10 protein-coding genes are annotated in these 10,842 nt (G+C 72.0%); 6 read left to right on the top strand and 4 right to left on the bottom strand.

Going from position 1 to position 10,842, the window contains the following annotated elements:
• The first annotated feature begins 221 nt into the window (after positions 1-221).
• The 5 genes from ACFWY6_RS39495 (at position 222) to ACFWY6_RS39475 (ending at position 4,823) form a co-directional block, all read left to right on the top strand.
• Entirely contained in the window at positions 222-734 is a 513-nt protein-coding gene (locus ACFWY6_RS39495; RefSeq protein WP_384700939.1) for a DUF1453 domain-containing protein, read from the top strand.
• Positions 731-1,873 carry a sensor histidine kinase gene (locus ACFWY6_RS39490; protein WP_384700936.1) on the top strand — a complete coding sequence of 381 codons (1,143 nt, stop codon included), beginning with the start codon at positions 731-733 and terminating at the stop codon, positions 1,871-1,873. Before ACFWY6_RS39495 ends, ACFWY6_RS39490 begins: the two co-directional genes overlap by 4 nt.
• Positions 1,870-2,562, top strand: a complete 693-nt coding sequence (locus tag ACFWY6_RS39485) for a response regulator (RefSeq protein ID WP_384700933.1) — start codon at positions 1,870-1,872, stop codon at positions 2,560-2,562. The genes ACFWY6_RS39490 and ACFWY6_RS39485 overlap by 4 nt, the downstream gene beginning before the upstream one ends.
• Positions 2,563-2,715: 153 nt before the next feature.
• Positions 2,716-3,234 carry a DUF485 domain-containing protein gene (locus ACFWY6_RS39480; RefSeq protein ID WP_384700930.1) on the top strand — a complete coding sequence of 173 codons (519 nt, stop codon included), beginning with the start codon at positions 2,716-2,718 and terminating at the stop codon, positions 3,232-3,234.
• Complete coding sequence (locus ACFWY6_RS39475) at positions 3,231-4,823, top strand: cation acetate symporter (RefSeq protein WP_384700927.1); 1,593 nt, start codon at positions 3,231-3,233, stop codon at positions 4,821-4,823. Before ACFWY6_RS39480 ends, ACFWY6_RS39475 begins: the two co-directional genes overlap by 4 nt.
• Before the next feature lie 24 nt (positions 4,824-4,847).
• Here the strand turns inward: ACFWY6_RS39475 and ACFWY6_RS39470 are convergent, their stop codons facing one another.
• Genes ACFWY6_RS39470 through ACFWY6_RS39455 form a run of 4 tightly spaced genes read right to left on the bottom strand, consistent with a single transcriptional unit; the run spans position 4,848 to position 9,440 of the window.
• Positions 4,848-5,528 (bottom strand): response regulator, encoded by a 681-nt coding sequence (locus ACFWY6_RS39470; protein ID WP_361816758.1) that lies wholly within the window; start codon positions 5,526-5,528, stop codon positions 4,848-4,850.
• Positions 5,525-7,165, bottom strand: a complete 1,641-nt coding sequence (locus ACFWY6_RS39465) for an ATP-binding protein (protein WP_384700924.1) — start codon at positions 7,163-7,165, stop codon at positions 5,525-5,527. Before ACFWY6_RS39465 ends, ACFWY6_RS39470 begins: the two co-directional genes overlap by 4 nt.
• Before the next feature lie 28 nt (positions 7,166-7,193).
• Entirely contained in the window at positions 7,194-8,144 is a 951-nt protein-coding gene (locus ACFWY6_RS39460) for a sucrase ferredoxin (protein WP_384700921.1), read from the bottom strand.
• Positions 8,145-8,180: 36 nt separating this feature from the next.
• Positions 8,181-9,440, bottom strand: coding sequence for a citrate synthase family protein (locus ACFWY6_RS39455; RefSeq protein WP_384700918.1), 1,260 nt, complete (start codon positions 9,438-9,440; stop codon positions 8,181-8,183).
• 109 nt (positions 9,441-9,549) lie between these two features.
• Between ACFWY6_RS39455 and ACFWY6_RS39450 the strand changes: the two genes are divergently transcribed.
• Positions 9,550-10,740, top strand: coding sequence for a citrate synthase (locus ACFWY6_RS39450; protein WP_384700916.1), 1,191 nt, complete (start codon positions 9,550-9,552; stop codon positions 10,738-10,740).
• Positions 10,741-10,842: the final 102 nt, after the last annotated feature.

Genomic DNA, 10,842 nt, shown 5'->3' with positions numbered 1-10,842 from the left:
CCCGCCCGCGCATCGACGCTTCGCGCTCGGGGCGGTCGCGGCGGGCGCGCACGGTGGGGGGTTTCCGCTGGGGGGTGCGCACACAACCGGTGGGGGTACCCTCTGCCACCACCCACGTTCCACCCCTGCTCCGATCCCTCGACCAGGCCCTTTCCGTAGCGTCGAAGGCGTCGATCCTCACCGGATCGGCTCCGCTCTTCCTCGTCCCCACGGAGGCCGTCATGTCCGGGCTCACCAACGCTCTGGTGATCTGCGCCGTCGTCGTCCTGGTGATCGCGCGTCAGTTCAAGGCGCATCCGGTCACCGCGGACCGGCGCTGGTGGGCGATACCGGCAGTGCTGGTCTTCCTGGCCTTGCGCGAACCCGGTCTGCTGGATCCGCACCACAGCGCGGTGTCCGTCGCCCTGCTCGGCGCGGAACTGCTCATCGGCCTGGCCATGGGCTTCGGCTGGGCGCGCACCACACATGTGTGGACAGCGCCGGACGGCGTCGTGTGGAGCAAGGGGACCAAGGCCACCGCCGTCGTCTGGGGCGTCGGGATCGCGCTGCGGCTCGGCTTGTTCGGCATCGGCGCGATGCTCGGGGTGCGGCAGGGGACTGCCGCGCTGATGCTCGCCCTCGCGGCCACCCTCTTCGTCCGCAGCGGCGTCCTGGCGCAGCGGGCCGGCCTGCTCCGCCCTGCGTACGGTATGGCGGACGCGGTGTACGAGCCGATGCGGAAGGACCCCGTGTGAACTCGGACCGGTGGATGGAGTGGCCGTCCCGGGAAGCGCTTGCCCGGGAAGGGCTGAGCTTTGCCCGGCTGTGGTTCGTCAGGGTCCTGCGGGTGCTGATCCTCGCCGTTCTGCTGTGGGAGGCGTTCCACCAGGACAGAGGCTGGCGTCTGGTCGCCGGGGTCGCGCTGGTCGTGCTCTGCGGCGGGCTCGGCTGGGCCTTCTTCCGTACGTCGTTCGACCACCGGCTCTGGCCGTCGCTGGCCCTGCTCGTGCTGCTGATCGCAGCGGCGTATGCGGCGGCGCTGGGCGACTGGCGGGCCCTTGCGCTCGTCCTGTGGTGCGGGACGGCGGTCGCGGCCCTGGAGCGGTTGCCACTGGCGGCGGGCGTGGCCTGCGTCATCGTCTCGCTGAGCGCCTTCGCTGTGTACAACACGGACAACTGGCTGGTCACCGGCCTGATCGTCGTCGGGCTCGCGCTCGCCGGGTACACGCTGCGGCTCGACGCCGAGGCGCGCGGGAGCACGCAGCGGATGCTCGCCCAGGAGCGGGCTGCCCGTGTCGCGGAGGCCGAGACGGCGGCGCTCGCCGAGCGGGCCCGCATCGCACGGGAGATCCATGACGTCCTTGCGCACAGTCTCTCGGCGCAACTCGTCCACCTCGAGGCGGCACGTCTGCTGATCGAGGGAGAGGCGACGCGCGAGCAGATATTGGACCGCGTGGTGGCGGCACGGTCCATGGCTCGTGAAGGGCTCGCGGAGACCCGGCAGGCGCTCTCGGCGCTGCGGGGCGAGCTGACGCCGGTCGAGGACTTCCTGCGCGAGCTGGTCGCGTCGGACGGCGCTTCGGTGGCCGTCACGGGGGCGCGGCGTGCCCTGCCCGCCGAGGCGTCGCAGGCGGTGCGCAGAGTCGCGCAGGAGGCCGTGACGAATGTGCGCAAGCACGCGCCGGGCGCCAAGGTGACCGTCTTGCTCGATTACGGCGAGGGCGAAGTGACCCTGGACATACGCGATTCGGGCGCGCCGCCGGGTGAACTGGCCACCTCCGGGGCCGGGTACGGTCTGCTCGGGATGCGGGAGCGGGCCGAGTTGCTGGGCGGCTCCCTGATGGCAGGGCCGGGCGAGGAGGGCTTCGTCGTGACGCTGAAGGTGCCCACATGACCGCGGAGAGCGGCGCCAAGGCGCCGGCGCGCGTCGTGGTGGTCGACGATCAGACCGTGGTGCGCGAGGGGATCGTGATGCTGCTCGGGCTGCTGCCCGGTATCGAGGTCGTCGGCTCCGGGGGCGACGGCGAGGAGGCCGTGCGGCTGGTCGCCGAACTGGCCCCGGACGTCGTCCTGATGGATCTGCGCATGCCCCGGGTCGATGGTGCGGAGGCCACCCGCCGCATCCGTGCCGAGTACCCGGGAACGCAGGTGGTCGTGCTGACCACGTACGCCGACGACGAGTCGCTCTTCCCCGCACTGAGGGCGGGCGCGCGCGGCTATCTCACCAAGGACGCGGGCGGGGACGAGATCGTGCGGGCCGTCGAGGACGTGCTCTCGGGGGACGCGGGGCTCTCGCCGCAGATTCAGCGGCGGCTGCTCGAGCGGCTGGCCGAGTCCGAGGAGCCCCCGGCCGCGCCGGAGCCGCCCGACGGCCTCACCACGCGCGAGACCGAGGTGCTCGTCCTGATCGCCGAGGGGATGACGAACCAGGAGATCGCCCGGGAGATGCACGTCTCGACGGCGACGGTGAAGACGCACATCAACAACCTCTTCGCCAAGACGGGCATCAAGGACCGTGCGCAGGCCGTGCGTTACGCCTACCGGCACGGTCTGGCGAAGCCGCCGGGTGCCGCTCTCGCGTGAGCTGGGGCTTCGGCCGGTCGGCGAACGACGCTTCCGGAGCTGATGAGCCTTCACCTGATGGGGTGAAGAGAAGGGAGAGAAGAGTCAGGGATCTTCCCGATCTGTCCATCCTTGGGCACGCGGCCGAACAAGGCTGCGGGCAAGGAGAGTTCGGTGGAGAAGCACGACGGGCGCGACGCCGGGCAGGCACAGACCGGTGATCTCAAAGATCCCTGGTACGACGCGCTTGCCTCAGGCTGGGGCGAGTTGGACGGCACGGGCGCGCCGGCCCCCGTGGTGCCGCCCCGGGCCGCGCCGGACCGGAGCGCGAGCGCGGCCGACATCTATCTGGAGGTCCAGCACAGTGCTGCCTTCCAGGAGGTGCGGGGCCGGTACCGGCGGTTCGTCGTCCCGGCCGTGGCGGTCTTCTTCACCTGGTACGTCGCCTACGTCGTGACGGCCACGACGGCACCCGGCCTCATGGCACGGCCCGTCACCGGATCCGTGAACGTCGCGATGCTCGCGGGCCTCGGACAGTTCCTCACGACCTTCCTGCTGACCTGGGCGTATGCCCGGCACGCCCGGCTGCGCAGGGATCGTCCGGCGCTGGACCTGCGATGGGCCGTGTTCGAGCAGAGGCGGGAGCAGGGCCAGCGAAGAGAACAGGAGCGGGCCCGGGGGAGCGAGCGATGACCGGCGATCATCAGACACTCGCGCTGCTGCTGTTCGGCGTGTTCGTGGCCGTCACGCTCGCGATCACGACGTGGGTGAGCCGCAACCGGCATGGCTCGGCGGAGGAGTTCTATGCCGGCGGGCGGCTCTTCTCGCCCATGGAGAATGGTTTCGCCATCGCGGGCGACTACATGTCGGCCGCCTCCTTCCTCGGCATCTCCGGGCTGATCGCGCTGTTCGGCTACGACGGGCTGCTGTACTCGGTGGGCTTCCTCGTCGCGTGGCTCGTCGTGCTCTTCCTCGTGGCCGAACTGGTGCGCAACTGCGGTCGGTTCACGCTCGCCGACGTCGTCGCCTCCCGGATGAGGGAGCGCCCCGTGCGCATCGCCGCGGGAACTTCCTCGGTGACCGTGTCCGTTCTCTATCTGGTGGCGCAGATGGTGGGGGCGGGCTCACTGGTGGCGCTGCTGCTGGGCGGGACGAGCGGGGCGGCGCAGGCCTGGACGGTGATCGGCGTCGGCGCGCTCATGGTCATCTATGTGTCGTTGGGAGGGATGCGAGCCACCACCTGGATCCAGATCGTCAAGGCGGTCCTGCTGATGTGCGGCGCGATCGCACTGACCGTGCTCGTCCTAGTGAGGTTCCACGGCGACTTCGACCAGTTGCTGCGGACGGCGGCCGATCGCAGCGGGCACGGCAGCCAGTTCCTCGCGCCCGGGCTGAAGTACGGCGGCGACTGGACCGCGCGCCTCGACTTCATCAGCCTCGGCCTCGCGCTCGTCCTCGGCACGGCCGGGCTGCCGCACATCCTCTCCCGCTTCTACACGGTGCCGACCGCGCGGGCCGCGCGCCGCTCGGTCGTCTGGTCCATCGGGCTCATCGGCAGCTTCTACCTGATGACGATCGTGCTCGGCTTCGGTGCCGCCGCGATCGTGGGCTCCGATGCCGTCCGCGGGTCGAACGCCGCGGGGAACACGGCGGTTCCGCTGCTCGCGCTCGATCTGGGAGGCGGTGCGGATTCCACAGGCGGAACGGTTCTCTTCGCGGTTGTCGCCGCCATCGCCTTCGCCACGATCCTCGCCGTGGTCGCCGGGATCACGCTCGCCTCCTCGGCGTCCGTGGCCCACGATCTGTACGCGTCGCTGCGGCGCAAGCACGCCAAGCCGCGCAGCGAGGTGGCGGTGGCGCGGGTCTCCGCGGCCGGGATCGGCGTGGTCGCGATCGGCCTGGGGCTGCTCGCGCGTGACCTCAATGTGGCGTTCCTGGTGGGCCTGGCCTTCGCGGTCGCCGCGTCCGCCAATCTGCCTGTGCTGCTCTACTCGCTGTTCTGGCGGAACTTCACCACACGGGGCGCGGTCTGGTCGGTGTACGGGGGCCTGGTGCCCTCCCTGGTGCTGGTTCTGTTGTCACCCGTTGTCTCCGGGGGCCCGAACTCGCTCTTCCCCGGGGTGGACTTCCAGTACTTCCCCCTGGAGAACCCGGGGCTCGTCTCCATCCCGCTGGGCTTCCTCGCCGGATGGCTGGGCACCGTCACCTCGTCGGAGCCCGCGGACGAGGCCAAGCACGCGGAGACGGAAGTACGGTCGCTCACCGGGGCGGGAGCGGTGTAGCCGTCTTGTGGCGGACCGGTGCGTCTAGGAGTGGCTGGACGTCCACTCGTAGCGGTGCTCCGGGCGGCCCGTGTCGCCGTACTTGAGACTCAGCCGGACGCGGCCCGAGCGCTCCAGGAGCTTCAGATAGCGCTGGGCCGTCTGCCGGCTCAGCCGGGTGCGGTCGGCCAACTCCTGGGCGGAGAGCGGCCCTTCGGCGCCCATCAGCGCCCTGCGGACCAGCTCGGCCGTCGTAGGGGAGTGCCCTTTGGGCAGCTCCGGAGCGGGAGTCGCCGACAGGGCGCCGAAGATCCGGTCGACCTCGGCCTGTTCGGCCTCGCCGCCGCCGTCCAGGGTGCGCCGCAGCGTCGCGTACGCCTCGAGCTTGGCGCGAAGCCCCGCATAGGAGAACGGCTTGACCAGATACTGCAGGGCGCCGTGCCGCATCGCGGCCTGGACCGTGGCGACATCGCGTGCGGCAGTCACCATGATCACGTCGGTCTGGTGGCCGCGCTCGCGCAACGTACGGACGACCGAGAGCCCCGTCTCGTCCGGCAGATAGTGGTCGAGCAGCACCAGGTCGATGGGGAGCTCCTCGACGATCCGCAGCGCCTCGGCGGCGCTGTGGGCCTTCGCGGCCACGCGGAAGCCGGGGACCTTCGCCACGTAGGCGGCGTTGACATCCGCGACGCGGACGTCGTCGTCCACGACGAGCACCTCGATCATCGCGCCTCCTCCGTGGGGGCCAGCTCGGCCTGGGCGAGCGCTTCGGGCAGGACGACGGTGAACTCGGCGCCCCCGTCGGGCGAGGCGCCGGCCCGCACGCTGCCGCCCTGGCGCTCGGCGAGCCTGCGCACCAGAGCGAGTCCGATGCCGCGCTTGCCGTGCGCCGGAGGCTCCTTGGTGGACCACCCCTCAGTGAAGATCGTCTCGCGTCGGTCGGCGGGCACGCCAGGGCCCGTGTCGCGCACCTGGAGGACGACGGCACGTCCCTCGGAGCGGACATCGACCTCCACGCGCGCGTGCGGGGTGCCCGCCGCGGCGTCGAGCGCGTTGTCCACGAGGTTGCCGACGATGGTGACGAGGCCGCCCGGGTCGATCAGCCGGTCGGGCAGTGCGGTGTCGCGCGGGACGGCGAGCACGACGCCGCGCTCGGCGGCGACGGTGGCCTTGCCCACCAGGAGGGCGGCGAGCAGCGGATCGCCGATCTTCTCCGTGATCTGCTCGGCGGTCACCCGGTGCGCGCCGGCCACCTCGCCGACGAACTCCGCCGCCTCCTCGTACATCTCGAGCTCCAGGAGGCCGAGCAGCGTGTGCATGCGGTTGGCGTGCTCGTGGTCCTGGGCGCGCAGCGCGTCGATGAGGCCGCGGGTGGAGTCCAGTTCACGGCCCAGCTGCTCCAGTTCGGTGCGGTCGCGCAGGGTGGCCACGGCGCCGCCGTCGTCCGTGGGCATGCGGTTGGCGACCAGGACGCGCTGTCCGCGGACGGTCAGGAGGTCGGTGCCGCTGACCCGTCCGGCGAGCACATCGGTCGTACGTCCCGGGCCGAGCGCGGTGTCCAGGGGCTGTCCGATGGCCTCGGGACCGAGGCCGAGGAGGCGCTGGGCCTCGTCGTTCAGGAGGCGGATCCGGCCGGCGCGGTCCAGGGCGACCACGCCCTCACGGATGCTGTGCAGCATGGCCTCGCGTTCCGCGAGGAGCGCCGAGATATCGGAGAAGGCCAGGTCACGGGTCTGCCGTTGCACTCGGCGTGAGATCAGGTAGGCGGCGAGCGCCCCCACGGCGAGCGCGCCGCCCGCGTACGCGAAGAGGCCGGGGATCGCGTGGATGAGCCGGGCCCGGACACTGTCGTACTCGATGCCTACGGAGACGGCGCCCACGATGTTCCCGTCGATGTCCCGCAGCGGGACCTTGCCGCGGGCCGAGCGCCCCAGGGTGCCGTTGTCGATCTCCATGACCTCGTCGCCGGCGAGCGCGTCGCTGGGGTCGGTCGAGACGACCCTGCCGATCTCGTCGCGGTCGGTGTGGGACCAGCGCACCCCGTCCTTGTTCATGATCACGACGTACTCGGCGCCGCTTGCGCGCCGGATCCGTTCCGCTTCCGTCTGCACGGGCCCGTCGGCCGTGGGCCTGGAGGAGCTCAGGTCGTCGGCGATCTGCGGCTGGGCCGCCGTCGTCTGCGCGATGGCGAGCGCGCGGCGCATCGCCTGATCGTCCAGCTGATCGCTGAGCGGTGCGAGGAAGAGCCCGGTGGCGAGCACGGCGACCCCGGCGGCGATCGCCAGCTGCATCAGCAGGACCTGCGAGAAGACGCGCCGGGGCAGGCCGAGGCGGAGTCGTCGGGCAGGGGAGGTCGGGCTCATGTGTACGAACGGTACGGCGACGGGTGGGCTACTCCGAAGTCACTGTGGTGGGGATCTCGCCCCCGGCCCCGTGTGGCGCGACCTCGCGCACCGCCACCACGTCCATCCGGGCCGGGGCCGCCGGCGCCGCGCCGCAGCTCTCGGGGCGTGGCGGCAGCGAGGCGCCCTGGGCGACGGTCACTCGCCAGCGACGGCCGTCGGTGTGGGCGACGGTCACCTCCCAGCGCGGGGCCGAGCCGTCCGTCCTGGCCACGCTCAGCGCGCCCACGGCGTCCTCGCCGGTCGAGGTGCGCACCGCGAGCTCGGCGGCCTGTCCGGGGCGGTCCCAGGCGGAACTGCCCCGGCATCCCTCGGTGACGACGCGTCCCGTACGCACCGCTTCGAGGATCTCCTTGACGGAGTGCGTCTCGGACCGGCCGTACGCATACCCGTGCGGCAGGACGAGCAGCGTGGGGGAGAAGCGGTGACCACCCAGATGAGTGACTTCCCAGACGCCCTGTTCACCGGCGGCGGCGAGTTGGGCGGCGAGAGGCCTGCCGAGGAGCGCGCAGCAGCGGTCGCGTTTGCCGTTCGTGCAGACCAGGGCCAGCGGGGCGCCCGTGTGCGGGGTGCCGAACCCGCCGTGGTCGCCCGCGCCGAGTGCGGTGAAGTCGAGGTCGAGCAACCGGCCCGGTTCGTCGGTGACGTGGCCGCGCAGCCAGGCGTTGCCCGGCGTGGTGTGGGCCACGTACACCCGGCGCCGGGTGGGCCCGTGGCAGTCGGCGTGGCGCCCTGGGCGCCGGATGAGGGCGACCCGTACGCCGGTCCCCTCGGCGGCCGCCTCGAGGGCGCGGCCGACCTTCGGGTCCAGATGGCTGGATGTGAGCGCTTTGGCGCCCCAGGGGCCCGGCTGTTCAAGCAGCAGCCAGGTCCGGGCGGTGGCCGCGGTACCCGCGAGAGGCTCGTCCAGATCCCGCGAAGCGGTGGCGCACATACTCACATAGGGGAGCCTAACCCGCGCCGCTCGAGTGGCGATTCAGTCGCCCTGGGGCGTGGGCACCGGCTGGGGCGGCCGCAGTCCGACGTACTGGCCGCTGGGGCGCATGCGCAGTGGCCGTTCCCCGTACTCCTCCAGGGCATGGGCGATCCAGCCGGCCGTGCGCGCCACCGCGAAGATCGTCTCGCCGGCCTCGGCGGGCATCCCGGAGGACGCGGTCAGGACGGCGAGGGCGAGGTCGACATTGGCGTGCAGGTCCGTGTGGCGCGCGGTGGTGGCCACCACGTCACGGGCCGCCGCCAGGGCGGGACCGGCTTTGGGGATCTCCTCCAGGAGGGCGAACAGGGCCACCGCGCGTGGGTCGTCGCCCGGATAGAGGCGGTGGCCGAGCCCCGGTACGCGGCGTCCTGCGCGGAGTTCGTCCGCCACTACAGGGGCCGCGCTGCCGCGGTCGAGCACGTCGAGGAGCATGCGGTGGGCGAGGCCGCTGGCGGCGCCGTGCAGCGGGCCCTCCAGGACGCCGAGGCCGGCCGACACGGCCGCGTACGGGTGGGCGCGCGCGGAGGCGGCGACGCGGACGGCGAGCGTCGACGCGGCGAGGTCGTGGTCGACGAGGAGCGCGAGTGCGGTGTCCAGGGCGCGCAGGGTGGCTTCGTCGGGCTTCCGGCCGGTCAGGCGCGCCCAGAGGCGGCGGGCCAGGAGGCCCTCGTCCTGGTATGTGCGTGGGATCGGTGGGAGCGCGGTCACGAGGGTGGGGATGAGGGTGCGCGCGGTGCCGATGACGGCTTCTTCGGAGAGGTCGAAGCGGAGGGGGTCCGCGGCCGCGGCCGAGATGGCGGCCACCCTCAGGCGGTCGGTCGGGCCGCTGTGCTCGGGCAGCGCGTCGACGGCTCGGCGCGCCGCGAGAGCGGTCTCCTCGGGGGCCGTGAAACGGATCCCGGGGCGCAGGGCGCCGGTCCAGAGCCACTCGGCGACCTCTTCGTAGGAGTACGCCAGGGCGAGCTCCACCGCGTCGACCCCGCGGAAGTAGTAGCGGTCCTTGTCGATGAGCGTGATGCGGGTCCGTACGGAGAGTTCGCTGCTCGCGGAGGCCGTGGCGGGCTCCCTGCGGTTCTTGCGGGCCAGCGACTCGACCTCCTTGGCGTCGAAGGTGCTGCCCCGTGAGCCGGGGCCGCGACGGCTGCTGAGCTGGCCGCGGCTCACGTACGCGTACACCGTCTCCGGCTTCACGCCGAGCAGCTCCGCGGCTTCCCGGGTGTTCAGCCGGCGGCCTTCGCGGGCGGCTTCCTGATCCGTCATGGGCGACACCGTATCCACATCGAGCTGGCATTGATTCAATCAATATTGACAGCTATTGAGTCAAGCATGGACAGTCGAATCAAGTCCAGGGAGGAAGTCGAGGAAGAACATGCCGATCAATGGCTCCACCACCACCCCCACCGGTCCCGTGGAGGTCCCCCGCGGACTCGCGGGCGTCGTCGTGACCGAGACCCGGCTCGGAGACGTCAGGGGATCCGAGGGCTTCTACCACTACCGCCAGTACTCGGCCGTCGAACTCGCGCAGAGCCGCGGCTTCGAGGACGTATGGCACCTGATGTTCCACGGCGAGCTGCCGGACGCGGCGCAGCGGACGGCCTTCGCCGCGCGGACCGCTTCCCTGCGGCACCTGCCCGACGAGGTGCGCGCCGCGCTGCCCGCCATAGCCCGCGCCAGTGCCCTGTCGGGACCGCTCTCCGGACTGCGCACCGCGCTCTCGCTGTTCGGGGCGGCGCGGGGCTTCCGCCCGGTGTACGACATCGACGGCGACCGGCGCCGCGCGGACGCCATGGCCGCGTCCGCCGTGGTGCCGACCCTGCTCACCGCGCTGTACCGCCTTGGCCAGGGCCTCGACCCCGTCGAGCCGCGCGAAGACCTCTCCTACGCCGCCAACTACCTCTACATGCTGACCGGTTCGGAGCCGGAGCCGGACCGCGCGCGGGCGATCGAGCAGTACTTGATCTCAACCATTGACCACGGCTTCAACGCGTCAACCTTCACGGCCCGGGTCATCACATCGACCGGCGCGGATGTGGCGGCCTGCCTGGTGGGAGCCATCGGCGCGCTGTCGGGACCGCTGCACGGCGGGGCGCCGAGCCGGGCCCTCGACACCCTCGATGCGATCGGTACCCCCGACCGCATCGACGGCTGGATCCGCGAGCGGGTCCTGGCGGGGGACCGCATCATGGGCTTCGGGCACCCCGTCTACCGCACCGAGGACCCGCGCTCGCGCATGCTGCGGGGCATCGCGCGGCAATTCGGCGGGCCGATGGTGGAGTTCGCGGTCGAGGTCGAGCGCCAGGTCGAGGCGATCCTCGCCGAGCTGAAGCCGGGACGTGAGCTGCACACGAACGTGGAGTTCTACGCGGGCGTCGTCATGGAGCTGTGCGGCCTGCCGCGCGAGATGTTCACGCCGACGTTCGCGGCGGCGCGGGTGGTGGGCTGGGGGGCCAACATCCTGGAGCAGGCGGAGGACTCGAAGATCATTCGGCCTGCGGCGCGGTATGTGGGGGCTGTTCCGCCGGAGCCGGTGCCGGTAGTGCCGGTGCTGCCGGTGGCCTGACGCACATATGAGGTGCGGCGGGGGGCGGGCGCCGGCGCGCACCCGTGGGGTGTGTGGGGGAGTGGGGGGGCCCCCCGCTCGCCCGGGGGCCGCCTTAGAGAG

The sequence above is a fragment of the Streptomyces sp. NPDC059037 genome (assembly GCF_042740015.1).
In the GTDB taxonomy this organism is placed as follows: Bacteria; Actinomycetota; Actinomycetes; order Streptomycetales; family Streptomycetaceae; genus Streptomyces.
The sequence above is the reverse complement of the archived record's forward strand: the minus strand, read 5'-3'. Positions and strand labels throughout refer to the sequence as shown.

Excerpts from the sequence above, each read along its gene's own strand:
- ACFWY6_RS39455 (WP_384700918.1), bottom strand. The coding sequence starts at position 9,440 with ATGACGGATCAGGAAGCCGCCCGCGAAGGCCGCCGGCTGAACACCCGG.
- ACFWY6_RS39495 (WP_384700939.1), top strand. The coding sequence starts at position 222 with ATGTCCGGGCTCACCAACGCTCTGGTGATCTGCGCCGTCGTCGTCCTG.
- ACFWY6_RS39465 (WP_384700924.1), bottom strand. The coding sequence starts at position 7,165 with ATGAGCCCGACCTCCCCTGCCCGACGACTCCGCCTCGGCCTGCCCCGG.
- ACFWY6_RS39470 (WP_361816758.1), bottom strand. The coding sequence starts at position 5,528 with ATGATCGAGGTGCTCGTCGTGGACGACGACGTCCGCGTCGCGGATGTC.
- ACFWY6_RS39485 (WP_384700933.1), top strand. The coding sequence starts at position 1,870 with ATGACCGCGGAGAGCGGCGCCAAGGCGCCGGCGCGCGTCGTGGTGGTC.
- ACFWY6_RS39475 (WP_384700927.1), top strand. The coding sequence starts at position 3,231 with ATGACCGGCGATCATCAGACACTCGCGCTGCTGCTGTTCGGCGTGTTC.
- ACFWY6_RS39450 (WP_384700916.1), top strand. The coding sequence starts at position 9,550 with ATGCCGATCAATGGCTCCACCACCACCCCCACCGGTCCCGTGGAGGTC.